Source organism: Isoptericola sp. S6320L, from assembly GCF_023015685.1.
GTDB lineage: Bacteria > Actinomycetota > Actinomycetes > Actinomycetales > Cellulomonadaceae > Isoptericola > Isoptericola halotolerans_A.
Map to the genome: position 1 here is coordinate 239105 of NZ_JALKAT010000002.1, position 22886 is coordinate 261990.

At 73.5% G+C, this 22886-nt stretch carries 22 protein-coding genes; 3 read left to right on the forward strand and 19 right to left on the reverse strand.

Features of this window, described 5'->3' with window-relative positions; genetic code table 11:
- Positions 1 to 10: 10 nt before the first annotated feature.
- The 7 genes from MWU57_RS02640 to MWU57_RS02670 form a co-directional block, all read right to left on the reverse strand.
- The gene (locus MWU57_RS02640; RefSeq protein WP_246907101.1) at positions 11 to 1321 is read right to left on the reverse strand and encodes a cysteine desulfurase; all 1311 of its coding nucleotides are present in this window, start codon (positions 1319 to 1321) and stop codon (positions 11 to 13) included.
- 11 nt (positions 1322 to 1332) lie between these two features.
- Positions 1333 to 2100 carry a Fe-S cluster assembly ATPase SufC gene (gene sufC / locus MWU57_RS02645; RefSeq protein ID WP_106269809.1) on the reverse strand — a complete coding sequence of 256 codons (768 nt, stop codon included), beginning with the start codon at positions 2098 to 2100 and terminating at the stop codon, positions 1333 to 1335.
- Between the two features lie 48 nt (positions 2101 to 2148).
- Positions 2149 to 2496, reverse strand: coding sequence for a non-heme iron oxygenase ferredoxin subunit (locus tag MWU57_RS02650; RefSeq protein WP_106269810.1), 348 nt, complete (start codon positions 2494 to 2496; stop codon positions 2149 to 2151).
- A 4-nt stretch (positions 2497 to 2500) separates the two neighbouring features.
- Positions 2501 to 3709, reverse strand: coding sequence for a Fe-S cluster assembly protein SufD (sufD, locus tag MWU57_RS02655; RefSeq protein ID WP_246907102.1), 1209 nt, complete (start codon positions 3707 to 3709; stop codon positions 2501 to 2503).
- Between the two features lies 1 nt (position 3710).
- Positions 3711 to 5174: a Fe-S cluster assembly protein SufB gene (sufB, locus tag MWU57_RS02660; RefSeq protein WP_106269812.1), complete on the reverse strand. Its 1464-nt coding sequence runs from the start codon at positions 5172 to 5174 to the stop codon at positions 3711 to 3713.
- Positions 5171 to 5917, reverse strand: coding sequence for a metalloregulator ArsR/SmtB family transcription factor (locus MWU57_RS02665; RefSeq protein WP_246907103.1), 747 nt, complete (start codon positions 5915 to 5917; stop codon positions 5171 to 5173). The genes sufB and MWU57_RS02665 overlap by 4 nt, the downstream gene beginning before the upstream one ends.
- 153 nt (positions 5918 to 6070) lie before the next feature.
- Complete coding sequence (locus MWU57_RS02670) at positions 6071 to 6688, reverse strand: HdeD family acid-resistance protein (protein WP_246907104.1); 618 nt, start codon at positions 6686 to 6688, stop codon at positions 6071 to 6073.
- A gap of 40 nt (positions 6689 to 6728) precedes the next feature.
- Here MWU57_RS02670 and MWU57_RS02675 point away from each other — a divergent pair, with 40 nt between their 5' ends.
- From MWU57_RS02675 to MWU57_RS02685, 3 genes are all read left to right on the forward strand, one after another.
- The gene (locus MWU57_RS02675) at positions 6729 to 7691 is read left to right on the forward strand and encodes an ABC transporter ATP-binding protein (RefSeq protein WP_106269815.1); all 963 of its coding nucleotides are present in this window, start codon (positions 6729 to 6731) and stop codon (positions 7689 to 7691) included.
- The gene (locus MWU57_RS02680) at positions 7688 to 8449 is read left to right on the forward strand and encodes an ABC transporter permease (RefSeq protein ID WP_246907105.1); all 762 of its coding nucleotides are present in this window, start codon (positions 7688 to 7690) and stop codon (positions 8447 to 8449) included. Before MWU57_RS02675 ends, MWU57_RS02680 begins: the two co-directional genes overlap by 4 nt.
- Before the next feature lie 88 nt (positions 8450 to 8537).
- Positions 8538 to 9503, forward strand: coding sequence for a heme A synthase (locus MWU57_RS02685; protein WP_374108514.1), 966 nt, complete (start codon positions 8538 to 8540; stop codon positions 9501 to 9503).
- Positions 9504 to 9534: 31 nt separating this feature from the next.
- Here MWU57_RS02685 and MWU57_RS02690 read toward each other — a convergent pair whose 3' ends face one another.
- The 12 genes from MWU57_RS02690 to MWU57_RS02745 form a co-directional block, all read right to left on the reverse strand.
- Positions 9535 to 10134, reverse strand: coding sequence for an NUDIX hydrolase (locus MWU57_RS02690; RefSeq protein WP_246907107.1), 600 nt, complete (start codon positions 10132 to 10134; stop codon positions 9535 to 9537).
- 50 nt (positions 10135 to 10184) lie between these two features.
- Positions 10185 to 11873: a CTP synthase gene (locus tag MWU57_RS02695; protein WP_106269819.1), complete on the reverse strand. Its 1689-nt coding sequence runs from the start codon at positions 11871 to 11873 to the stop codon at positions 10185 to 10187.
- 85 nt (positions 11874 to 11958) lie between these two features.
- A complete protein-coding gene (gene murJ / locus MWU57_RS02700; RefSeq protein WP_246907109.1) occupies positions 11959 to 13653 on the reverse strand; it encodes a murein biosynthesis integral membrane protein MurJ in 1695 nt (564 codons plus the stop codon).
- Entirely contained in the window at positions 13650 to 14534 is an 885-nt protein-coding gene (locus MWU57_RS02705) for a hypothetical protein (protein ID WP_246907110.1), read from the reverse strand. The genes murJ and MWU57_RS02705 overlap by 4 nt, the downstream gene beginning before the upstream one ends.
- Positions 14534 to 15571: a copper transporter gene (locus MWU57_RS02710; RefSeq protein ID WP_246907111.1), complete on the reverse strand. Its 1038-nt coding sequence runs from the start codon at positions 15569 to 15571 to the stop codon at positions 14534 to 14536. The genes MWU57_RS02705 and MWU57_RS02710 overlap by 1 nt, the downstream gene beginning before the upstream one ends.
- 38 nt (positions 15572 to 15609) lie before the next feature.
- The gene (steA, locus tag MWU57_RS02715; protein WP_246907112.1) at positions 15610 to 16803 is read right to left on the reverse strand and encodes a putative cytokinetic ring protein SteA; all 1194 of its coding nucleotides are present in this window, start codon (positions 16801 to 16803) and stop codon (positions 15610 to 15612) included.
- Between the two features lie 5 nt (positions 16804 to 16808).
- On the reverse strand, positions 16809 to 18515 hold the full coding sequence (gene recN, locus MWU57_RS02720; RefSeq protein ID WP_246907133.1) for a DNA repair protein RecN: 1707 nt from the start codon (positions 18513 to 18515) through the stop codon (positions 16809 to 16811).
- A gap of 2 nt (positions 18516 to 18517) precedes the next feature.
- The gene (locus MWU57_RS02725; RefSeq protein ID WP_246907113.1) at positions 18518 to 19465 is read right to left on the reverse strand and encodes an NAD kinase; all 948 of its coding nucleotides are present in this window, start codon (positions 19463 to 19465) and stop codon (positions 18518 to 18520) included.
- Positions 19462 to 20352 carry a TlyA family RNA methyltransferase gene (locus MWU57_RS02730; protein ID WP_246907114.1) on the reverse strand — a complete coding sequence of 297 codons (891 nt, stop codon included), beginning with the start codon at positions 20350 to 20352 and terminating at the stop codon, positions 19462 to 19464. The genes MWU57_RS02725 and MWU57_RS02730 overlap by 4 nt, the downstream gene beginning before the upstream one ends.
- Positions 20352 to 20531 carry a hypothetical protein gene (locus MWU57_RS02735; RefSeq protein WP_106269827.1) on the reverse strand — a complete coding sequence of 60 codons (180 nt, stop codon included), beginning with the start codon at positions 20529 to 20531 and terminating at the stop codon, positions 20352 to 20354. The genes MWU57_RS02730 and MWU57_RS02735 overlap by 1 nt, the downstream gene beginning before the upstream one ends.
- A gap of 84 nt (positions 20532 to 20615) precedes the next feature.
- The gene (locus tag MWU57_RS02740; protein WP_246907115.1) at positions 20616 to 21629 is read right to left on the reverse strand and encodes an HAD-IIA family hydrolase; all 1014 of its coding nucleotides are present in this window, start codon (positions 21627 to 21629) and stop codon (positions 20616 to 20618) included.
- Entirely contained in the window at positions 21626 to 22318 is a 693-nt protein-coding gene (locus MWU57_RS02745; RefSeq protein WP_243401164.1) for a hypothetical protein, read from the reverse strand. Before MWU57_RS02745 ends, MWU57_RS02740 begins: the two co-directional genes overlap by 4 nt.
- Positions 22319 to 22886 lie beyond the last annotated feature (568 nt).

The window sequence follows — 22886 nt, forward strand, 5'->3', positions numbered from 1 at the left end:
CCCTCCTTCTTCACTCTGCACCGAAGAACGCTCGCACACCCGTCAGCGCTTCCCGGAACGCCGTGATCTCGTCGACAGTGGAGTACACCGACGCCGAGGCCCGGGCCGTGGCGGCCACACCGAACCGGCGGTGCAGCGGTTGCGCGCAGTGGTGCCCGACCCGGACGGCGATGCCGCGGTCGTCGAGCACCTGGCTCACGTCGTGCGCGTGCACGCCGTCGACGACGAACGAGACGACGGCGAGGCGGTCTCGCGTGTCGGTCGGGCCGATCACCCGCACGCCGGGGATCTCGGTGATGCGCAGCAGCTCCGCGGCCAGCTCCTGCTCGTGCCGGGCGACGCGGGCCATCCCGAGCTCGTCGAGCCACTGCGCGGCCACGCCCATGCCCACGGCCTGGGCGACCATCTGCGTACCGGCCTCGAACCGCTGCGGCGGGGGCGCGTAGGTGGTGGCCTCCATCGTGACGACCTCGACCATGGAGCCGCCCGTGGTGACGGGTGGCATGGCCTCGAGCAGCTCGCGGCGTGCGTAGAGGGCGCCCACGCCGGTGGGCCCGAGCATCTTGTGCGCGCTGAAGGCGGCGAAGTCCACGCCGAGGGCGGGCAGGTCGACGGGCAGGTGCGGCACCGACTGGCAGGCGTCGAGCACGGTGTACGCGCCCACGCGGCGGGCGGCGGCGACGAGCTCGGCGACGGGACCGACGGCACCCGTCACGTTCGACACGTGGCCGAACGCCACGATGCGCGTGCGGTCGCCGATCACCGAGTCGACGTCCGAGAGGTCGACACGGCCGTCGTCGCCCACGCCGAACCAGCGCAGCACGGCCCCGGTGCGGGCGCAGAGCTCCTGCCAGGGCACGAGGTTCGCGTGGTGCTCGGCCTCGGTCACGACGATCTCGTCGCCCGGCTCCAGCCGGAACCGTTCGGCCGCCGCTCCCCCGCGCCCGGCCGTGGCGTTCGAGAACGCGTAGGCCACGAGGTTGATCGCCGCCGTCGCACCCGGCGTCCAGACGATCTCGCCGTCGTCCGCCCCGACGAACGAGGCGACCGCGGCCCGCGCGGACTCGAACGCCTCGGTCGCCTCCTCGGCGAGCTGGTGCGCGCCGCGGTGCACGGCGGCGTTGCGCTGCTCGTAGAACTCGACCTCGGCCTCGAGCACCACGTTCGGCTTCTGCGAGGTCGCCGCCGAGTCCAGGTAGACCAGCGGCTTGCCGCCCCGCACCGTGCGCCCGAGCAGCGGGAAGTCGGCCCGCACCGCGGCGAGCTCGCTCGCGGTGAGCGCCTCGGCCGGGGCCGGGCGCACGGTGTCGGCGGCGGTCATGGTGCGCTCCGTCAGGCCGACGCCGTGGCGCCGGTCAGGAAGCGGTCGTAGCCCTCGTCCTCGAGCCGCTCGGCGAGCTCGGGGCCGCCCTCCTCGGCGATCCGGCCGTCCACGAAGACGTGGACGAAGTCGGGCTTGATGTAGCGCAGGATGCGCGTGTAGTGCGTGATGAGCAGGACGCCGACGTCGGTGTTCTCCTTGGCGCGGTTCACGCCCTCGGAGACCACGCGCAGCGCGTCCACGTCGAGACCGGAGTCGGTCTCGTCGAGGATCGCGAAGTGCGGCTTGAAGAGCTCCATCTGCAGGATCTCGTGGCGCTTCTTCTCGCCGCCGGAGAAGCCCTCGTTGACCGAGCGCTCCGCGAAGGAGCTGTCGATGCGCAGGTTCTCCATCGCGCCCTTGACCTCCTTGCCCCACGTGCGCAGGGCCGGGGCCTCGCCGGAGATGGCGGTCTTGGCGGTGCGCAGGAAGTTCGCCACGGAGACGCCGGGGACCTCGACGGGGTACTGCATCGCGAGGAAGAGGCCGGCGCGGGCACGCTCGTCGACGCTCATGGCGAGGACGTCCTCGCCGTCGAGCGTCACGGTGCCGGAGGTGACCTCGTACTTGGGGTGCCCGGCCAGGGCCGAGGCGAGGGTCGACTTGCCGGAGCCGTTCGGCCCCATGATGGCGTGCGTCTCACCGGACTTGATGGTCAGGTCGACGCCGCGCAGGATCGGCTTCGGCCCTTCCTTGGTCTCGACGCTGACGTGCAGGTCGCGGATCTCCAGGGTGGACATCAGTGGTTCTCCAAAGTGTTTCGAAAGTCTCGGATCGAGAAGAGTGGGTCAGGACGCGACGGCGACCGGCTCGTCGATGTCGACGAGCACCTGGTCGCCCTCCACGGTCACCGGGTAGACGGGCACCGGCCGGGTGGCAGGCAGCTGCAGCGGCCGACCGGTCCGCAGGTCGAACTGCGAGCCGTGCAGCCAGCACTCCACCCGGCAGCCCTCGACCTCGCCGTCGGACAACGAGACCGCTCCGTGGGAGCAGATGTCGCTGATCGCGTGGAAGTCGCCGTCGGCGTCCCGCACGAGCGCGACAGGGACGGTGGAGCCGTCCGCGGCGTCCAGCTCGACGAGCTTGGCCTCCTCGGGTCCGAGGTCGGCCGTCGTGGCGACGATCTGCTTGGTCACGCCGTCACTCCGCCGCGGTGGGGACGCCGGTGATCACGCTCATCGACTTCTCGAGCTCGGCCTCGATCGAGGCGAGGAGCCGCTCCTCGACGGCGGCCACACCGATCTCGTCGATGAGCTCCGCGAAGAAGCCGCGCACCACGAGCCGACGCGCGTCGACCTCCGGGATACCACGGGCCATCAGGTAGAAGAGCTGCTCGTCGTCGAACCGGCCGGTCGCCGACGCGTGGCCGGCTCCCGCGATCTCGCCGGTCTCGATCTCGAGGTTCGGCACCGAGTCGGCCCGTGCCCCGTCGGTAAGGACGAGGTTGCGGTTGAGCTCGTAGGTGTCCGTGTTCTCGGCCTCGGCCTGGATGAGGACGTCACCGACCCACACGGTGTGTGCGCCCGACCCCTGCAGCGCGCCCTTGTACGTCACGCGCGACTTGCAGCTGGGCACCGCGTGGTCGACGAACAGGCGGTGCTCCTGGTGCTGGTCCGCGTCCGCGAAGTACAGCCCGACCATCTCGACCTCGCCGCCCTCGGCGGTGAACGTCGCGTCGGGGGTGATGCGCACGACGTCGCCGCCGAACGTCACCACGACGTGCTTGAGGCGAGCGTCACGGCCGACCGTGGAGCGGTGCGCGGCCGCGTGCACGGCGCCGTCGGCCCAGTCCTGGACGGACACGACGGTCAGGTGCGCGCCCTCGTCGACGACGACCTCGACGGTCTGGTTCAGCAGCGCGACGCCGCGGTGGTCGATGACGACGACAGCCTCGGAGTGCCGCTCGGCGTGCACCAGGAGGTGCTGCGCGGTCGCGTCCTGCGAGACACCGTCGATGCGGACGGACGTCACGTCGGAGGCGACCGCCTCGGCGGGCACCGTGACGACGGTGGCCTCGGCCACGGCGTTCCAGGCGCTGACCGCCGTGCGGTCACCGGGCTTGCCGGCCTTGCCGAGGCGTGCGTCGTCGCGGGCGACCGTCTCGACCTTGACCTCGGGGGCCGCCTCGACGGCGACCGTGACGCCGTCGGCGCCCAGGGTCTCCGCGAAGAGCGGCTGGAGGCGGGCGACCGGCGAGAAGCGCCACTCCTCCTCGCGGCCCGAGGGGACGGGGATGTCCGCGAGGTCGAACGAGGTCACCCGCTCGGCGCGGGACCCGGCGGGAACCACTCCGTGGGAGTGGGCGCCGTCGGCCGCGGCGCGTGAGTGATCGGTGGTGGTGGCAGTCATATCAGCCGACGGACCCTTCCATCTGCAGCTCGATGAGGCGGTTGAGCTCGAGCGCGTACTCCATGGGCAGCTCACGCGCGATGGGCTCGACGAACCCGCGCACGATCATGGCCATGGCCTCGGTCTCGTCCAGGCCTCGGGACATGAGGTAGAACAGCTGGTCGGCGCTCACCTTGGACACCGTCGCCTCGTGCCCCATGGACACGTCGTCCTCGCGGACGTCGACGTACGGGTAGGTGTCGGACCGGGAGATCTGGTCGACGAGCAGCGCGTCGCAGAGCACGTTGGACGCCGACGCCTCGGCACCCTCGAGCACCTGCACGAGTCCGCGGTACGACGTGCGGCCACCGCCGCGGGCCACGGACTTCGACACGATCGACGACGACGTCCGGGGCGCGGCGTGCACCATCTTGGCGCCCGCGTCCTGGTGCTGGCCCTCGCCGGCGAAGGCGATGGACAGCGTCTCGCCGCGGGCGTGCTCGCCCAGCAGGTAGATCGCCGGGTACTTCATGGTGACCTTGGAGCCGATGTTGCCGTCGACCCACTCCATCTGTGCGCCGGCCTCGGCCGTGGCGCGCTTGGTCACCAGGTTGTAGACGTTGTTCGACCAGTTCTGGATGGTCGTGTACCGCACGCGGGCGTTCTTCTTGACGACGATCTCCACGACGGCGCTGTGCAGCGAGTCCGACGAGTAGATCGGCGCGGTGCAGCCCTCGACGTAGTGCACGTAGGAGCCCTCGTCGGCGATGATCAGCGTCCGCTCGAACTGGCCCATGTTCTCGGTGTTGATCCGGAAGTAGGCCTGCAGCGGGATCTCGACGTGGACGCCCGGGGGGACGTAGACGAACGAGCCGCCCGACCAGACGGCCGAGTTCAGCGCCGAGAACTTGTTGTCACCGGCGGGGATGACCGTGCCGAAGTACTCCTGGAACAGCTCGGGGTACTCACGCAGGCCCGTGTCGGTGTCGACGAAGATGACGCCCTGCTCCTCCAGGTCCTCGCGGATCTGGTGGTAGACGACCTCGGACTCGTACTGCGCGGCCACGCCGGCGACGAGGCGCTGCTTCTCCGCCTCGGGGATGCCGAGCTTGTCGTAGGTGGCCTTGATGTCCTCCGGCAGGTCCTCCCAGCTGGTGGCCTGCTTCTCGGTGGACCGCACGAAGTACTTGATGCGGTCGAAGTCAATGCCGGTGAGGTCGGCACCCCAGCTCGGCATGGGCTTCTTGCCGAAGAGGCGCAGCGCCTTGAGCCGGGCCTTGAGCATCCACTCGGGCTCGTTCTTCAGCAGGGAGATGTTGCGCACGACGGACTCGTTCAGGCCGCGCTCGGCGACCGCACCGGCTTCGTCGGTGTCGTGCCAGCCGTACTCGTACGAGCCGATCGAGGCGATGATCTCGTCGTCGGAGGGCCTCTCGGTCTGTGCCTCTGCCGCCTTGGCGGCGGCGTCCTGGGTAGGAGCGCTCATCGTGATCCTTCCTGCGTGCCGCCGGAGCGGCCGGCGGGGGTGGGGGGAGTCAGCGGGATGTTCGTGACGCAGGCGTGCGCGCCGCCTGCGAGGGTGGCCAGTCGTTGGACGTGCGTGCCGAGCAGCTCGGAGAACGCGCGGGCCTCGGCCTCGCACAGCTCGGGGAAGTCCTCGGCGGCGTGCTGGACCGGGCAGTGGCCCTGGCACAGCTGGACGGTCGGGACGAGCGGTCCGACGACAGGCCGCACCGAGGAGGCGTAGCCGTCGGCCGCGAGCAGGTCGGCGAGCTGGGCTGCCCGCTCCTGGGGGTCGGTGGCGGTCAGTCGCGGGGCGTACCGCCGCACGACGGCGTCGTTCCGCTCGGTGGCGAACGCCTCGACGGCCTCGTCGCCGCCCGTGCGGCGCAGGTATCGCATCACCTGGGTGGCGAGCTCGGAGTCCTGCTCGCCGAGCTCGGCCTGCCCGGCGGTGCTGACGACGTAGTGCCGGGCCGGCCGACCGCGGCGAGCCCGCCCGGCCCCGGCGCCGCCGTCGTGCACCGTGATGGTGCCGTCGCTCTCGAGCACGGCCAGGTGCCGCCGGACGGCGGCCTGCGTGAGCCCGAGGACGTCGGCGAGGCGGCCGGCGGTCACCGGGCCCTCGGTGGCGACGAGCTCGAGCACCCGACGACGGGTGCCGTCGCTCTCGGCGTGGGAGGCGTGGGCAGCGGCGGGCGCACCCCAAGGGGTCTGGGTCGTCGTCACGTGCTCACCTCCGTCGTCGATATACAGAACATCCTTGTTGCGTAATCAGGGATGTCAAGCAAGGCATGCCTCACCGAACCCGCGAAACCGCAGGTCCTCCGACGACGTGCGACGTACGTCACACAGGTCTCACCGGCCGTTCACCGGCACGGCTCAGCCCTCGACGACCTCGCCGTCGATGACGTCGCCGCTCGCCGGCCCCTGGGCGCCGAGGGCCCGGAGCTTGACCCCGAGCGCCACCAGGGCGACCCCGATGACCACGGCAAAGATGCCGATGATCACCGACATCACCTCGATCGTGCCACCGGGGTTGGTGAAGCAGACGATCGCCAGCGCGACGAACAGCAGGCCCGAGACGAGGGTCCACAGCCACGACGCGCCGCCCCGGGTCCGCATGGCGAAGGCTCCGAAGATCTGCAGCAAGCCGAAGGCCAGCGCCCAGACCGCGATGAGGGCGAGCACGAGCCCGAGCGCGAGACCCGGCAGGAACAGCAGCACCCCGCCGAAGACGATCGCCACCACGCCGATGCCGACGTTCACCGACCCGGCCTGGCTGCCCCGGCGACGCAGGCCGTCCACGAGCGAGACGATCCCGTCGACGACGACGAACGCGCCGAAGACCTGGACCAGCAACCCCGGCGTCTTGTCCGGCAGGAAGATGGCCAGCAGCCCGAAGGCCACTGCGAGCACGCCGCGGACCACGGGCCAGTACCAGATGCGACGCGCGAGCTGCGCGAGGTCGGCGGGCTGGGCGAAGGTGTAGAAGGTCATCGTCACTCCTGGTGTCTGGACGCGTCCGTAGAATCTTCTGGTGCCCACCACCGATACGCCACCCGGCGGCGCCGTCGACGTGCGCGGACTGCGCAAGACGTACGGCGGCCGCGACGTCGTCGACGGCCTCGACCTGCAGGCTACCGCCGGAGCCGTCACCGCGGTGCTGGGACCCAACGGCGCCGGCAAGACCACCACCGTCGAGTGCTGCGAGGGCCTGCGCTCCCCCGACGGCGGGACGGTCCGCGTCCTCGGTCTCGACCCGGTCGCCGACGCCGCCGCCCTGCGCCCGCGGGTCGGCGTCATGCTGCAGGACGGCGGCCTGCCGACCGGGGTGCGCGCGATGGAGATGCTGCGGCACGTCAGCCGCATGTACGCCGCGCCGCGCGACGTCGACGAGCTGGCCGAGCGCCTCGGCCTGCACGCGTTCGCCCGGACCGCCGTGCGGCGGCTGTCCGGAGGCCAGCGGCAGCGCCTGGCCCTGGCCGCCGCGGTCGTCGGGCGGCCGGAGGTCGTCTTCCTCGACGAGCCGAGCGCCGGCATGGACCCGCAGTCGCGGCACGCGGTCTGGGACCTCGTGCGCGAGCTGCGCGCCGACGGCGTCGCCGTCGTCCTGACCACCCACCTCATGGACGAGGCCGAGGACCTCGCCGACGTCGTCCACGTCGTCGACCACGGCCGGGTGATCGCCTCGGGCGACGTCCCGCACCTCCTCTCCGACGGCGCCTCCGGCAGCGCACCCCGGGTCCGCTTCGCCGCGCGACCGGGCCTGCCGGTCGGTGCTCTCGCCGCCCACCTGGCGCGCGACCTGCCCGACGCCGGATGGTCGGCCGTCGAGGCGGAGCCCGGCGAGTACGTGCTCGCCGGACCCGTGGCACCGGCGACCCTCGAGGCGCTGACCGGATGGCTCGCCGCTCAGGACACCCTGGTCACGCGCCTCACCGTGGGCCGCCGCACCCTCGAAGACGTGTTCCTCGACCTCACCGGACGGCACCTGCGATGACCAGCCCCTTCCCCGCGCCCGCACCGGCCCGACGACGGGTGGCCGCCCAGGCCTCGTTCGAGACCCGCGCGATCCTGCGCAACGGCGAGCAGCTGCTCGTGACGATCGTGGTGCCCGTCCTGCTCCTCGTCGGGCTCGTGCGCACCTCCGTCGTCGACCTCGACACCGGCGGCGTCGACCGGGTGGACTTCGTGACGCCCGGGATCCTCGCGCTGGCGTGCGTCACCACCTCCTTCACGTCGCAGTCGATCGCCACCGCGTTCGACCGTCGCAACGGTGTGCTCCGGCTCCTGGCCACGACCCCGCTCGGGCGAGGCGGCCTGCTCGCCGGGAAGATCCTCGGGGTGCTGGCGGTGCAGGTGGTCCAGGTCGCGGTGATCGGCGCCGTCGCGCTCGGCCTCGGCTGGCAGCCCGTGCTCGCCGGCGTCCTGCCTGCTCTCGGGCTCGGGCTGCTCGGGACCGCGGCGTTCACCGCGCTGGCCCTGCTGCTCGCCGGCACCCTGCGTGCCGAGGGGGTGCTCGCCGTGGCGAACCTCGTGCTCGTGCTCCTGGTCGTGGGTGGCGGGCTGATCGTGCCGCCCGCCGAGCTTCCCGGCCCGCTGGCCCACGTGGCCGCGTTCCTGCCCTCCGGCGCGCTCGGGGAAGGGCTTCGCGGCGCCCTGCTCGGCACCGGCGTGCCGGCACTCAGCGTGGTGGTCCTGCTCGGGTGGACGGCCGCGTTCGGTGCCGGGGCGAGCAAGCTCTTCCGCTGGCACTGATCCGCGCGCCCCGCGGGCACGACCGATCTCACAGCCCGGCGCCCCCGGCACGGACCAGTGCAGCGCCGTCGGCCACTATCGTGGAGCCGTGAGCACGCCCGCGCCCGTCACCCCCTCCGACCCGGCCTCGGAGGCCGCCCGCCCTGCGGGTGGTGCCGCCGACCCGTTCTCGCGCTTCCGCGGCTGGACGCGCGGCGTCCTGATCGCCAACGTGGTGGCCCAGATCGGCATCATCGTCACCGGCGGCGCGGTGCGGCTGACCGGGTCCGGGCTCGGCTGCTCGACCTGGCCCCTCTGCGAGCCCGGCCAGTTCACGCCCGTCTTCCACGAGGCCACCAGCTATCACCCGTTCGTCGAGTTCGGCAACCGCACCATGACCGGCGTCCTGGCGGTGATCGCGCTGGCGGTGCTGCTGCTGGTGTGGACCGACCGCCGACGGACGGACTCCTACCGGCTCCTCGGCGTCGTGCCCCTCGCCGGGGTGGCGGCCCAGGCCCTCATCGGCGGGGTCGTCGTCCTGCTCGACCTGCACCCCGGCTGGGTCTCCCTGCACTTCGTCGTGTCGGGGGCGCTGGTCTGGGTCTCCGCCTACCTCCTGCACCGGCACGGTGAGGGCGACGGCGCGCCCCGGCCCGTCGGGTCGGGAGCGGTGACGCTCACCGGGCGGGTGCTCGGGTTCCTCGTGATCCCGGTCGTGGTGCTGGGCGTCGTCGTCACCGGCTCCGGGCCGCACTCGGGCGACACCGAGGTCGGGTACCGCCTCGCCGTCGACCCGCTGACGATGACCCGCGCGCACTCGGCGTCCGTCTGGCTGTTCGTCGGGGTCCTCGCCCTGCTGCTGGTCCTCCTGCTGCGCCAGCCTGCCACCGACCTCGTCCGGCGCGCCCGCCGCGGCGCCTGGCTGCTCCTGGCCGTCACCCTGGCACAGGGTGCCGTCGGCTACGCCCAGTACTTCAACGGCCTGCCGGCGCTGCTCGTCGGGCTGCACATGCTCGGAGCCGGGCTGCTGGTGTGGGCCGCGGCGAACGCGGTGCTGCGGCTGCGCACCCGCTGACCGGTCGGCGACGCCGGTCGGTCGGCGGTCGTCAGTCGGGCAGCTCGCCCCGACGATAGGGCCAGGGCGCGTCGACGCCTCGCAGCGACGCCCACCCGCCGGCACGGCTCGCTGCCGCGGCGAGGATGCCGACGACGGCGGACGGGTTGTGCAGGTGGCCCGCGAGCGTCCGCTCGACCGCCTCGTCCAGCGGCACCCAGCGGGTGACGATCTCCGCCTCCTCGCCCGTGCGCGTGTGGCGGTCGGCGTGCGGGACCTCCTGGACGTCGCGGGCCAGGAACACCCGCAGGGACTCGTTGCTCGACCCGGGCGACGTGGCGAAGTCGACGAGGACGTCCCACCTGCCGGCGACCAGGTCGGCCTCCTCGGCGAGCTCGCGGGCCGCGGCGTCGACGGCGGGCTCGCCGTCGACGTCGAGCAGGCCGGCGGGGATCTCCCAGAGATCGGCGCGCAGCGGGTGCCGGTACTGCCGCAGGAGCAGCACCCTGTCCTCCTCGTCGAGCACGACGACGGCGACCGCCCCGGGATGGTCGAGGTACTCGCGGGTGACGACCCCGGCGTCGCCGAGGTCGACGTCGTCCCGCACGAGGTCGAAGATCCTGCCCTCGTGGACCGCGGTGCGACCCACCACCTGCCGAGGCGCCACACGGTCCTCGACGCCCTCGGTCGGCCGGGGCGCCGTCACGCCGTCGCGCCCTGGCGCACCAGCGCCGCGGCGACCAGACCGTGGAAGAGCGGGTGCGACCGCGTCGGACGCGACTTGAACTCGGGGTGCGCCTGGGTGCTGACGTAGTACGGGTGCACCTCGGCGGGCAGCTCGACGAACTCCACGAGCGTGCCGTCGGGCGACGTCCCGGAGAAGCGCAGGCCGGCCTCCTCGAGCTGGTCCCGCACGGCGTTGTTGACCTCGTACCGGTGGCGGTGACGTTCGGTCACCTCGGTGGAGCCGTAGGTCTTCGACACCACGGAACCCTCGGCGAGCGCCGCCGGGTAGTCGCCCAGCCGCATCGTGCCGCCCAGGTCGCCGTCACCGCCCACGATCGCCAGCTGCTCGGCCATCGTGGCGATGACCGGGGTGGGGGTGTCGGGCTCGAACTCGGTCGACGAGGCGTCCGTCAGGCCGAGCACGTTGCGGGCGTACTCGATCACCATGGACTGCAGTCCCAGGCAGATCCCGAGCGTGGGCACCAGGTTCTCCCGCGCCCAGCGCAGCGCACCGATCTTGCCGTCGATGCCGCGCACGCCGAAGCCGCCGGGCACCAGGATCGCGTCCACACCCTCGAGCGCGTCCTGCGCCCCCGCCGGCGTGCTGCAGTCGTCCGCCGCGACCCAGCGGATCGCCACGCGGGTGTCGTTGTCGAAGCCGCCGGCGCGCAGCGCCTCCGTCACGGAGAGATAGGCGTCCGGCAGGTCGATGTACTTGCCGACCAGAGCGATCTCGACCTTGTGCTCCGGCTCGTGGACCCGCTCGAGCAGGCGGTTCCAGCCACCCCACTCGACGTCGTGGAACGGCAGGTCGAGGCGGCGGACGACATAGGCGTCGAGGCCCTCGGAGTGCAGCACGCGCGGGATGTCGTAGATGCTCGGCGCGTCGGCCGCGTTGACGACCGCCTCGTTGTCGACGTCGCAGGACATCGCGATCTTGCGCTTGATGCTGTCCGGCACGGCGCGGTCCGAGCGCAGCACGATCGCGTCCGGCTGGATGCCGATCGAGCGCAGCGCGGCGACGGAGTGCTGCGTCGGCTTGGTCTTCAGCTCGCCGGAGGGACCGATGTAGGGCACCAGCGAGACGTGCAGGAAGAAGCAGTCGTCCCGACCGAGCTCGTGGCGCACCTGGCGCGCGGCCTCGAGGAAGGGCTGGGACTCGATGTCACCGACGGTGCCGCCGATCTCGGTGATGATGACGTCGACGTCGGGGCCCGCCTGGTCCCGCATGCGCAGCTTGATCTCGTCGGTGATGTGCGGGATCACCTGCACCGTGTCGCCGAGGTACTCGCCACGGCGCTCCTTGGCGATCACTCGCGAGTAGACCTGCCCCGTCGTGACGTTCGACGAGGCCGGCAGCTCGATGTCGAGGAAGCGCTCGTAGTGCCCGATGTCCAGGTCGGTCTCGGCGCCGTCCTCGGTGACGAACACCTCGCCGTGCTGGAACGGGTTCATGGTGCCCGGGTCCACGTTGAGGTACGGGTCGAGCTTCTGCATCGTGACCCGCAGCCCGCGGGACCGCAGCAGCCGCCCCAGGGAGGACGCCGTGAGGCCCTTGCCGAGCGAGGAGGCCACACCGCCCGTCACGAAGATGTGGCGCGTCTGGTGCGTCGCACCGGCGCGGCTGGAGGAGCGGGAGGACGTTCGGTTCACGGTGTCAGCCACGGAACTCCATGCTATCCGAGACTTCGACCCCCGGCGCCCGGGACGCGCCCGCCGCCGGGGTGGCATGCGGCACAGCAGACCGTCGTCAGCGTCGGGCGACGCGGCGGCCGACGGCGGCGAGCCGGGCGCGCACGGCGCCGTCGGCCAGCGCGGCGGCCACGAGCACGACGGCGGCCGCCACCAGGCCGGCGAGGAGCCCGAGACCGACGTCCGTCACGAAGCTCTCGAGGCGGAACGGCGTCTCGACCGGCGTGCCGTCCGCCCCGGGCGGTCCGACCGGCACCGCCCGGTCGGCGACCGGCACCGCGACCCGGCCGAGCCAGGCACCCAGCCCGCCGGCGAGGACCGCCACGAGGAGCGTCGGCCCCACCCTCGCGAGCGCCGGCCGGCCGACCTTGCGCCGCACCGTCGTCAGCAGCGCGAGCCCCGCGACGGTCATGCCGACGGTCGTCGCGCCGCCCAGCCAGGTGAGCACCCGCTCCTGGGTGTCCCCGGTGGTGGGGTCCTGGACCCCGGAGAACATCGGCACGGCCAGCGACACCCCCACGGCGACGACCACCCAGCCGGCGGCCGTGGCGACGACGGCGGCCCTGGCGGCGTCGACCGCGTAGAGGAGCCGGGAGAGCTGCAGGATCAGTGCGTACCCGAGCAGCCCGGGCGCCATCCAGGCGAGCGCGGCGGCCAGGCCGTCGGCGTCCCCGTCCGCGACGCCGTCGAACACGTTCTCCACCAGGGGTGCGGCGGCCACCAGTGCCGCCGCCCCGGCCACCGACACGACGACCAGCACGCGCGTCGTCGACGAGACCAGGCGGGCCAGGTCGTCCCTGCGCCCCTGGGAGGCCAGCTCGGCGAAGCGCGGGAAGGCGCTGGTCGCGATCGGGAACGCCAGGACCGCGTAGGGCAGGAAGTACACGTTCTGCGCGTACAGGAAGATCGTCCAGGTGCTGTCACCACCTGCCTCGTTGCCTGCCTTCATCGTGGCCAGCAGGGCGAGCTGCTGGGCCACCAGCGCTCCCACACCGGCGAACGCGAGGCGAGCCGCACGGCGACCCTCGCCCGCCGGGAACCGCAGCGTCGGCCGCAGCCGCAGCCCTGTCCGGGCGACCGGCCAGACCAGCGGCAGCGCCAGGAAGGCGACACCCGCGGTCATCCCCCACGCCAGCCAGCCCAGCGCCTGCGACGAGAGCTCGGCCACGTCCTGCTGGTTGCCGTCGGCCAGCGCACCGAACCGCCAGTAGACGCCGATCACCACGAGGCTCGACACCAGCGGGGAGAACGCCGGCCAGAAGAACCGGTTGTGGGCCTGCAGCATCCCGCCGAGCACCACGGCGACGCCGTACAGCGGCACCTGCACCGCGAACACACGCAGGAAGTCGGCGGCCACGGCCACGTTGACCGGGTCGTTCAGGCCCGTGAGACGTACCAGCGGGTCGGCGAGCAGCGCGACGAGCGCGCCGAGCGGCACCAGGACCGCCAGGGTCCAGCCCAGCAGCGCCGACGCCGTCCGGGAGGCTTTCTCACGGTCCCCCCGCACCAGGTACCCGGAGAGCAACGGGACGACGGCGCCCGCCAGCGCACCGCCCGCCGCGACCTCGAACAGGACGTTCGGCAGGAAGTTCGCCGCGTTCAGCGGGCCGTCGACGCCGCCGGTCCCGACGTAGTGCGCCTGCGCGAGCCATCGGCCGAAGCCGACGACACGGCTGGCGAGCGTCACGACGGTGATGAGGGCCGCCGCGCCGGCGACCGTCGTGGCGGTGCGGCGACCGCCCGGCACGCTCACGCCGTCGGACCCTCGTCCGACGCCGCCTCCCGGTCCTCCGGCGGCACGTCGGCCGCCCTGCGGCCCGCCTGGTCGATCCGGCGCAGCCAGGGTGTGCGTTCGATGACGGCCGAGAAGCTCACCCGCTCGGAGGCGAGCGTCAGTCCCGCGACGCCGGCGAGCGCCAGCAGGCGCACGGGTCGCGGCGCGCAGAGCGCCCACCGGGTGCCGACGAACGCTCCCAGCGCGTTCGCCCCGCCGTCGCCGAGCATGTCGCGTGCACCGAGGTCCGCCGGGGCCGACGCGGCCGACGCCCCGACCAGCGCGCCCACCTGCCCGCCCGCGCAGCCGACCAGCGGCGCGGCGAGCAGGGCCGACGCCTTGAGCGCTCGGCCAGGCCTCAGGTCCAGGAGGTTGACGAGGTTCGCGGTGCCGGCGATCAGCGCCCCGTTGACCGCGACGTCGGTCGCGTGACCCACGGCGCCACCCCGGCGCCGGGTGCCGACGGCGGCCGCCAGCAGCGAGGTCGTCCCGATCCCGAGCACCTTGAGCCCGCCGGTGGTCAACCGTCCCTGGGCCAGCGCCCCGAGGTGGCCCCGCAGGCCCTTGGTGCTGTGCGTGGTGTCCTCGGCGAGGTCGTCGAGGACACCGAAGGCGCCTGCCCCGGCGCAGGCCAGCACCGTGGCGGCCCTCTCCCGCGGCTCGCCGCCCGAGACGGCCGACCCGGCCACGAGGCCGAGCGCCACCGCCGGCCCCTCCAGCATCGAGACCGGCTCACCGCCGTGGTTGGTGCGTGTCCAGCGGTCGGCACCCCCGGGGGGCGCGAGGTCCAGCACCCGGCGCGCCGCGAGCGTCGCCGTGGCAGCGACCACGGCCGCGGCCAGCGTCCGCGCACCACCCATCAGGAGTCACCGCCGGCATCCCCGGCGCCGACGGTCCCCGCACCGCCGTCGGTCTCGCCGGAGGTGTCCTGGTCCGGGGCCGGGAGCTCGACCGCCGGCGGAACCACGGTGGCGTCCTCCTCGAAGCCGTACTGCCCCACCTCGCCGGCGATCTGCGCGGCCAGGGCCAGGGGCACGTTCAGCCGCATGACCTCGCGCTCCGTCCCGCTGACGGTGCTCACGCGCGCCGCGACGTCCTCGTCGGCACGGACGTCCGAGACCATGTCGCCCTCTGCGGTCGTCGGTCCGGCGACCACCACGTCCTCAGCGGTGGCCTGCAGTGCCGACACGACCGCCACGACGTCGACGTCCTCCGGTTCCTCCGCACCCTCGGTGTCGGCCGTCGCGCCCTCCTCGGGCACCGCACCACCGAGCAGCAGCACGGCGTCGGCCGGGCCGGACGGTTCGAACCGGGACTCGACGAGTCCCACCCGGAGCATCAGCTCGTACAGCTCGACGCTCCGCTCGCTGCGCTCCGACGGCACCTGCGGGTCGGGCTCGGTCATCGCCAGTCCCAGCACCGCGCCGAGCACCTCGGCGGTGCCGGCCTCCTCGTCGATCGCGTCGGCGACGTGCTCACGCTGACCGTCGGCGACCGTCCCCCGCAGCACGGAGTCCTCCGCGGAGCTCCAGGCGCCGGTGAGCGACGCCTGGGCGACGATGCGCGCACCGGCCGCCTCCAGCTGGCTGACGACGTCGGCCTCCAGCGTGTCCGCCGCGTCTCCTGCGTCGACCACCGCCACGGTGACGCCCTCGAGCGAGCCGGCGACCAGCTCGGCGCCGGCAGCCAGCGCGTAGGCGTTCTGGTCGATCAGCTCGGACTCGGTCTCGACCAGGCTCTCGCGCAGGTCGGTGCGCTCGGCCCGCAGGGCCTCCACCTGGTCGGTGAGCTGGTCGCCGATCGCGTTCTGCAGCGGTCCCGCGCCCAGGATGATGCCGACCGCGAGCGCGACGAACACGGAGATCAGCGAGACGAGGTGGTAACGGAAATCGATCACGAGGTGCGGGTACTCCTTGGTTCAGGGGTCGCGACGGGTCAGCCGCCGAAGAGGCTACCGACCCACGAGACGATGTCGTCGATCTGGGCGCCCACGAGGCCGAAGGCGGTCTGCCCGGCCGCCGTCGACCACAGGGCCGCCAGCACGGCCCCCACGCCCGCCAGCGACAGGAGCGTGAGCTGGAGGTTCGAGATGCGCGTGCGGTACAGCCGGGACACACCCTTGGCGTCGACCAGCTTGCCGCCCACGCGGAGCCGGGTCAGGAAGGTGCTCGCCATGCCCGCCCGACCCTTGTCGAGGAACTCCACGAGGGTGGCGTGCGTGCCCACGGCCACGATCAGCTCCGCGTCCTTGTCGTCGGCGAGCAGCATGGCGATGTCCTCGCTGGTGCCGGTCGCCGGGAAGACGACGGGATCCACGCCCAGCGCCCGGACGCGCTCCAGGCCCGGGGCGTCGCCCGTCCGGTAGGCGTGCACCACGATCTCGGCGCCGCACGCCAGCGCCTTGTCCGAGACCGAGTCCATGTCGCCCACGATCATGTCCGGACGCCAGCCGGCGTCCAGGATGGCGTCCGCCCCGCCGTCGACGCCGACCAGCACCGGCCGGTTCTCCTGGATGTAGGACCGGAGCATCGCCAGGTCCTCGCGGTAGTGGTAGCCGCGCACCACGATGAGGACGTGCCGCCCGGCGAACCGGGTCCGCACGTCCGGGACGCCGACCCCGTCGAGGAGCAGGTCCCGCTCGCGACGCAGGTAGGTCATCGTGTTCTCGGCGAACCGCTCGATCTCGTCCGACAGCCCGTCCCGTGCCGCGGCGAGCGCGGTCTCCACGGTCTCGGGCGTCTGTCGCGTCCCGGTCGCCCACGGCTTGCCGTCGACGAGGACGGTGCCCTCCTCGACGGCGACGCGAGCGCCCTCGTGGATGTCCATCACCTCGGGCCCGAGGCCGTCGACGAGCACGATCCCCGCCTCGAGCAGGATGCCCGGGCCCGCGTTCGGATAGCGCCCGGTGGTCGACGGCGCGGCGTTCAGGACCGCCGACGGGCGTGCGGCGACGAGGGCCTCGGCAGCGACCCGGTCGATGTCGGCGTGGTCGATCACGGCCACGTCACCGGCGGAGAGACGCTTCGTCAGGTCCTTGGTGCGTGCTCCGACGCGGGCGGCACCGTGGTGCTCGGCCGCGTCGTCGCTGGTGTCGGGGCCACGGTCGGCCCGGCGCAGGGTCAGTCTCATCGCGCCTATCGTCCCACGACGGAGGACTCGAGGAGCTCGACGGCATGGCGACGTGCGGTCTCCGAGTCGTCCTGACCCGACAGCATGCGGGCCAGCTCACGGACCCGCTCGTCGTCGGACACGGCGCGGACGCCTGTCACCGTGGCGTCGTCGCCGGTGGCCGACTTGGTCACGACCAGGTGGGTGTCGGCGAACGCCGCCACCTGCGCGAGATGCGTCACCACCACGACCTGGGTGCTGCGGGCCAGGGATGCGAGCCGCCGGCCCACCTCCACGGCGGCCCGTCCGCCGACACCGGCGTCCACCTCGTCGAACACGAAGGTCGGCAGGACCGTGTCGGCGTCGTCGGAGGCGGTGGCGAGCGCCACCTCGACGGCGAGCATCACCCGGGAGAGCTCGCCGCCCGAGGCGCCCTTGCCCAGGGGCCGGGCGGGCGCGCCGGGGTGCGGCAGCAGGAGGAAGGTCACCTGGTCCGCGCCGGCGGGCCCGGGTTCGGCCGCGGACACCTCGATCTCGAGCCGGGCACCGCTCATCGCGAGGCCCGCCAGCTCGGCGGTGACGGCGGCGGCGAGCCGCCCCGCTGCCTCCGTGCGCCCCTCGGTCACCCGGGCGGCCAGCCCGACCACCTGCTCGTCGAGCTCCACGACCCGTTCCCGCATGCCCTCGACCCGCTCACCGCCGTCGTCGAGGTCGAGCAGGCGCAACCCGGCGTCCGACGCCCACTGCAGGACCTCGTCGACCGTGCTGCCGTAGCTGCGCGTCAGCGTCCCCAGCTCGGCGAGCCGGGCGTGAGCCGTCTCCAGCGCTGCCGGGTCGGCCTGGAGGTCGGCGACGTACCCGGACAGCTCGCTGGCGATGTCGCCCAGCAGGTAACCCGCCTCGGCCAGACGGCGGGCCGGTTCCTGCAGACCGGGGTCGTCGCCCACGACGCTCTCGAGGGACCGCCGCGCACGCTCGACCGCGTGCACGGCCGAGCCCTCGGTGTCCATGTCCTCGCCGGCGACCGCGTCATGGGCGAGCTGGGCCGCCTGACGCAGCTGCTCGGCGTTGCCCAGTCGTGCCACCAGGGTGCCGAGCTCCACGTCCTCGCCGGGCTGCGGGTCGATGCGTTCCACCTCGGCGAGCCCGAGCCGCAGGAGCTCGCCCTCACGCGCCCGCTCCGCCGCGCGGGAGGTGAGGTCGTCGATCTCGGCCTGCAGGGCCGCGCGTTCCGCCCACGCCGTGCGGTGCTCGGCCAGCACCGCGGCATGGTCCGCGCCGGCGAAGCGGTCCAGGGCCGCCCGCTGCATGGCAGGGGTGCGCAGCCGGAGCTGGTCGGACTGCCCGTGCACCGTCACCAGGTCGTCCGCGATCTCGGCCAGCACGCCTTGTGGCACCCCGCGACCGCCCAGGTGTGCCCGGGACCGACCGCCGGCGACGGTGCGGAGGACGACGACGGTACCGTCGTCGTCGACCGTGCCTCCGGCGTCGTCGACCCGACGCGCCGCGGCCGGGTGGCGGGTGAGGTCCCACCTGCCCTCGACGACGGCACGGTCGGCGCCCGCCCGGACGGTCCCGGGGTCCGCCTTGCCGCCCATGAGCAGCCCGAGCCCCGTGAGCACCATCGTCTTGCCGGCACCGGTCTCGCCGGTGATGACCGTCAGTCCCGCGGCCAGCGGGACGCGAGCCGCCCGGATCACCCCGAGGTCCTCGATCGCGATCTCCTCGAGCACCCTCATGCCTCCTTGTCGTCCTGGTCGGCGGCGTGCCGCGCCGCGCGGCGTGCCGCTGCCTCGTCCGCGGCCTCCCGCCACCCGATCACCGGCAGGTTGAACTTCGAGACCAGGCGGTCGCTGAACGGCGCGTGCACGAGCCGCGCGAACCGCAGCGGGACCGCTCCTCGCCGCACCTGGACCCGCGATCCCACCGGAAGGTCGATGCTGCGCCGGCCGTCGCACGTGAGCACCGCCGGCAGCGGGCTCCGAGCCAGCACGTCGACGGTGTACTCCGAACGCGGGCCGATCACCAGGGGCCGCGAGAAGAGCGCGTGCGCGGAGAGCGGGACCAGCAGCACCGCGTCGACGTCGGGCCACAGGACCGGACCGCCGGCCGAGAAGGCATGGGCCGTGGACCCGGTCGCCGTCGACAGGACGACGCCGTCGCAGCCGAACGAGCTGACGGGCCGCTCGTCGACGGCGATCGCGACCTCGATCATCCGGTCGCGCTGCGCCTTCTCCACCGTGGCCTCATTCAGTGCCCACCCCGTGACCGGCTCGCTCTCCCCCGGCCGGTGCACCACGACGTCCACGACGCTGCGCTCCTCGACCACGTACTCCCGGGAAGCGACGCGGCGGACGGCGTCGTGCAGGTTCTCGCGCTCCGACTCGGCGAGGAAGCCGACGTGGCCCAGGTTGACTCCCAGCAGCGGGACGTCCGTCCCGTGGGTGAGCTCGGCGGCCCGCAGGATCGTGCCGTCGCCGCCGAGCACCATGACGATCTCGGACTCCGCCACGCCCTCGCGCACCCGCGTGGAGGACATCTGGTCACCGAAGGTCTCCGCGAGATCGTCGTCGTGCAGGGCGACCTCGAAGCCGGCGCTCTCCAGCTCCGCGACCGCCTCGGCCATGGCGGCGACCGCCTCGGGGCGTCCACCGTGGGTCACGATGAGCACGCGTCGGGTCATGAGTCACCTCCAGGGACGTCCGCGGGCACCCGGACGACGGGCGGGAGCGTACCGGCGCCCGGCTGCCACGCGACGGCGGTCCGTGCCGCCGCGGTCAGCGCCGCGCGGTCGGCGGTCGCCACCTCGCCCCGGCGCATCCAGCAGAAGTACTCGCGGTTCCCGCTGGGGCCGGGTAGTGCGCTCGGCACGACGGCACGAACGGGCAGCCCTGCGGCGGCCGCCGCCGCACCGACGTCGACCACCGACTCGACGTGCAGGTCGGGGTCGCGCACGACCCCGCCGCTGCCGAGCCGGTCACGACCGACCTCGAACTGCGGCTTGACGAGCAGCAGGACGAGGGCCCCCGGGGCCGTCACACCGGCGACCGCAGGGACCACCAGCCGGAGCGAGATGAACGACAGGTCACCGACGACGACGTCCGGGGGCGAGCCCAGGTCGTCGGGGACCAGGTGCCGGACGTTGAGCCCCTCGCGGACCGTGACCCGCGGGTCCGTCCGCAGCGCCGGGACGAGCTGGTCGTGCCCGACGTCGAGCGCCGTCACGTGCGCGGCACCGCGCCGCAGGAGCACGTCGGTGAAGCCTCCGGTCGAGGCGCCCACGTCCAGGCAGCTCGCGCCGGGCAGGCGGTCCGGCAGCTCGCGTCCGGCGACGTCGCCCTCGAGCGCCTCCAGGGCACCCGCGAGCTTGCCGCCGGCGCGCGACGCGTACCCCGGGTCGTCCGGATCGGGCTCGACGCTCAGGTCTCCCCCCGCCGGTACCGGGTACGAGGCCTTGGCCACGGTCGTCCCGTCGATCCGGACGCGTCCGTCGGCGATCAGGACAGAAGCCTGCTTGCGCGACCGGGCCAGGCCGCGCCGCACGAGCTCGGCGTCGGCACGTTCGGGCATCAGCCACCCGCCTCGTGGGCCGGGCCGTCGTCGAGGCGCGCCCGCAGGCGGTCGTGCACAGCCTCGAAACGTGCGACGTGCTCGTCGGTGGGAATCTCCTCCAGACCGTCGAGCGGGGCCAGCGGCGGCTCGGGGCGGTCCGGCGCTGACGCGTGCGACGCCTCCGCGTCCTGCGACATGTCCCCTCCTCGCTGCTCGTACGTCCCGGGGCAACGCTACCTGCTGGGTGCGACGGCCCCGGCGCGGCGCACGGGTGGCCGCCCTCAAGCAGTCAGCTCGGGTACACCATCAGGTTCCAGCGCCGCACCGCCGTCGACCGCGGACCACGCGGCGGCACAGGCGGCGCGGACCACGTCGATCCCCGACTGCCCCTGACCGTCCAGCTCGAGGGCGCCGTCCACGACGCGCGCAGAGCGCTCCCCGCACCGCCACCAGCCGTCGTCGGCCTCCGACGGCGCCGGGTGCGGCTCGAGGAGTGCGCGCAGGTCGGCGCCGAGGTAGTCGGGACGCATGCCGGGTTCCGCCAGCACGGCGTCCCGGGCGCTCGACACCCCGGTCAGGACGTGCAGGCCCGGGTAGCCTCCGGCACGAGCACCGGCCAGATCGGTGTCGAGCCGGTCACCGATCACGAGCGGACGCCGGGCGCCGTGCCGTTCCACGGCCATCCGGTACATGGTGGGCTCCGGCTTGCCGGCGCTGTCGGGCTGGATGCCGGTCGCCGCGACCACCGCAGCCACGAGCGCACCGTTGCCCGGCGCGAACCCGCGCTCCGTCGGCAGCGAGAGGTCCCGGTTGCTCGCCACGTGCCACGCTCCGCCGGCGACGGCGTAAGCCGCCTCGGCCAGGTCGGGCCACGCGAGCTCCGGCGAGAACCCCTGGGCGACGGCGTCCGGTCCGTCGTCGGCGGAGGACACCACCTGGTAGCCGGCCTCGGCCACCGCGGTGACCAGTCCCTTGCCGCCGACCACCAGCACCTTGGCGCCCGGTTCCAGCCGGGTCCGGAGCAGGTTCGCGCACGCCTGCGCGGCGGTCATGACCTCGTCGGGCTCGGTCGGGATGTCGAGGCCGGTGAGCCGGCTCGCCACCTCCTCGGGCTCTCGCGAGGCGTTGTTCGTCACGAAGAGCAGTCGTAGGCCGCGCTGCCGGGCCTCGGCCAGCGAGTCCGCCGCGTGCGCGATCGGCAGCCGCCCCTGGTAGGCGACACCGTCCAGGTCGACCAGGGCCAGGTCGTGGGCCTCGGCCAGCGGTCGTTCGCTGCCCGACAGCGAGGCGGTCACGCGCCGGCCTCGTCGTCGTCCGCCTCCTCGTCGAAGACGTCGTAGACCACGTAGTCCTCGTCGTCCGCGAGCACGCCCGCGGCACGCTCCAGCGCCGCCGGGTCGACCCCGGAAAGCACCTGCGCCGCTTCCTCCGTGCGACCTGCTGCCTCGAGGGCCACGGCGCGCGCCTGGAGGACGCGGAGACCGAGGTCTCCCTGGCGCTCGGAGGCCGGGACCCGGTCCAGCACCGTCAGTGCGGCGTCGTGGTCGCCCAGGTCGCTCCGTGCGCCGCTGACGACGATAGCCAGCTCTGTGCGTGCCTCGGGCTCGAGCGTGGCCGCCTCCTCGGACTGCGCCAGGGCGATCGCCCGCTCGGGCCGTCCCAGCCCTCGCTCGGCGTCTGCCATGAGGGGCAGATGCTCGGAGGAGCCGTTCAGACGACGCACCGTGCGCAGCTCGCGCAAAGCCTCGGCGTAACGTCCCGTGCGGTACGCCGCGATCCCTGCGGCCTCCCGCACGACGTCGATCCGTCCGGCGCGTCGCACCGCCGCCTGGGCGTGGAGGTAGGCCAGCTCAGGGTCGGTGTCGAGCAGCCGACCAGCCATCACCAGGTGCGCGCCGACTCCCTCGGCGTTGTCCTTGCTCAGCCCGCGCAGCCGCGCTCGCGCCTCCTTGCTGAGCTGGCGGGAGTCGACGTCCTCGGGCACCGCAGGGTCCGGGACACGCTCGGCGTCGCGGGGACGCTCCGGCCGCGCCGGTCGATCCGCACCACCACGGGCACCGTAGGAACCCCCGCGCGCGCCGGCGTGACGGTCGTCGCGCCGGCCCCGGTCGCCGCCGTGCGAGTTGCCGTCGCGGCGCCCACCGCGTGCGCCCGCACCACCCCGCCCAGAGCCCCCGGCCCGGCGGTCGTCGCCGTCCCGACGGTCTCCCGCGTCGCGGCGCTGCCCCTCCGAACGCCGCTGGTCGTTCCGGGGTCGACGCGGACCACCGTCGCGGCCCCGACCCTGCGGGCGCCGCGAGCCGTCCTCGCCTCGGGCAGGGCCGTCCTCGCGCGGAGTGTCGTTCACCGTCGTCCTCTCGTTCTGGTCAGTGAATGATTGTCCCACGCTCGCCGACCGGTCTGCCGACCGCGGAGCTCAGGACCGGCGGACCGGGTCCGCGACCTGTTCATGGGCGCGCAGCGAGGCCCCCCGCACCGTGTGGTGTGGGGGGCCTGCTGTGAAGGGTGTCCGGCGGCGTCCTACTCTCCCACCCCGTCTCCAGGGCAGTACC

Bases quoted from the DNA above. Each gene is read 5' to 3' on its own strand.
- MWU57_RS02640 (WP_246907101.1), bottom strand. From the start codon at position 1,321: ATGACCGCCGCCGACACCGTGCGCCCGGCCCCGGCCGAGGCGCTCACC.
- sufC (WP_106269809.1), bottom strand. From the start codon at position 2,100: ATGTCCACCCTGGAGATCCGCGACCTGCACGTCAGCGTCGAGACCAAG.
- sufD (WP_246907102.1), bottom strand. From the start codon at position 3,709: ATGACTGCCACCACCACCGATCACTCACGCGCCGCGGCCGACGGCGCC.
- sufB (WP_106269812.1), bottom strand. From the start codon at position 5,174: ATGAGCGCTCCTACCCAGGACGCCGCCGCCAAGGCGGCAGAGGCACAG.
- MWU57_RS02670 (WP_246907104.1), bottom strand. From the start codon at position 6,688: ATGACCTTCTACACCTTCGCCCAGCCCGCCGACCTCGCGCAGCTCGCG.
- MWU57_RS02680 (WP_246907105.1), top strand. From the start codon at position 7,688: ATGACCAGCCCCTTCCCCGCGCCCGCACCGGCCCGACGACGGGTGGCC.
- MWU57_RS02705 (WP_246907110.1), bottom strand. From the start codon at position 14,534: ATGGGTGGTGCGCGGACGCTGGCCGCGGCCGTGGTCGCTGCCACGGCG.
- steA (WP_246907112.1), bottom strand. From the start codon at position 16,803: ATGAGACTGACCCTGCGCCGGGCCGACCGTGGCCCCGACACCAGCGAC.
- MWU57_RS02725 (WP_246907113.1), bottom strand. From the start codon at position 19,465: ATGACCCGACGCGTGCTCATCGTGACCCACGGTGGACGCCCCGAGGCG.
- MWU57_RS02730 (WP_246907114.1), bottom strand. From the start codon at position 20,352: ATGCCCGAACGTGCCGACGCCGAGCTCGTGCGGCGCGGCCTGGCCCGG.
- MWU57_RS02735 (WP_106269827.1), bottom strand. From the start codon at position 20,531: ATGTCGCAGGACGCGGAGGCGTCGCACGCGTCAGCGCCGGACCGCCCC.